This is a genomic window from Pseudomonas sp. B6(2017) (assembly GCF_002112765.1).
Lineage (GTDB): Bacteria > Pseudomonadota > Gammaproteobacteria > Pseudomonadales > Pseudomonadaceae > Aquipseudomonas > Aquipseudomonas piscis.
Genome location: NZ_NEIQ01000068.1, coordinates 1 through 948 on the forward strand (window position 1 = coordinate 1; position 948 = coordinate 948).

Sequence of the window (948 nt, forward strand, 5' to 3'; positions counted from 1 at the left end):
GTGATAGAAGCCGAGATCGTCCAGCGCTTCGAAGCGGTGATCACCGCCGCCAAGATCGAACTGCTCAATACCTTTCCTGATGAACTGGCGGCCACCTTGTCCGCTCGCTACGGCGTCGAGGTGGACGATCAACTGGTTCGTGAGCCCATCGAACTGATACTGAGGAGGTTGTCCGCCTATGAGGACGATGGCGATCTCGATGGGGATCTTGACCAGCCAGACGACACGGAAGGCACTGAAGAAGACGGCGATTAAGGGCATACGCCGGGCCTGCCGCAAGTGGGCCCCGCCGCCACGCATGAGCGTTGTCGAGTGGGCCGACCGGTTCCGCTGGCTGGCTCCGGAGGAGTCCGCGACCCCGGGTAAGTACCGCTTTGACAAGACACCCCACCTGATTTGGCCAGGCGGCCCCCTTGAAGCGCTGGATGATCCGAACGTGGTCGAGATCGTCGGTCGCAAGTCGGCCCAGGTGGCCTGGACCTCGGGGGTGATGGGTAATGCCATCGGCAAGTGGATCGACCTCGACCCCTCGCCGATCCTGATCCTGTTTCCCAAGGCCGAGGCGGCCAAGCAGTACGTGGCCGAGAAGCTGGAACCGATGATCGAGGCAACCCCACGGCTACGGAAAAAGGTCGACCTGCGCAGCCGGAAGCTGCAACAGCGCCAGGACTTCAAGCGCTTTCCCGGTGGCTTCCTGAAGATGGTCGGATCCAACAGCCCGGCCAGCGTGAAGTCGACGCCGGTGCCTCGGGTGGCGGTGGAGGAGCCCGACGATTGCAACCTCAACTTGAGGGGGCAGGGGGACAGCATCAAGCTGGCCAAGGAGCGTTTGAAGACCTTCCGCCGTTCCAAGATCATCATCGGCGGCACCCCGACCATCAAGGGGCTGTCGGCAATCGATGCTGAGCTGGAGCTGTCGGACAAGCGTATTGGCCTGGTGCCGTGTCA

1 protein-coding gene and 1 pseudogene are annotated in these 948 nt (G+C 62.4%); both read left to right on the forward strand.

Annotated features, from left to right (window positions below; translation table 11 throughout):
- Window positions 1-255: pseudogene (locus tag CAG11_RS32995) on the forward strand (DNA packaging protein); the annotation flags it as partial.
- 43 nt (window positions 256-298) lie between these two features.
- Window positions 299-948 (forward strand): phage terminase large subunit family protein (locus CAG11_RS33000; protein WP_178081837.1); only part of this gene is annotated, 650 nt, incomplete at its 3' end.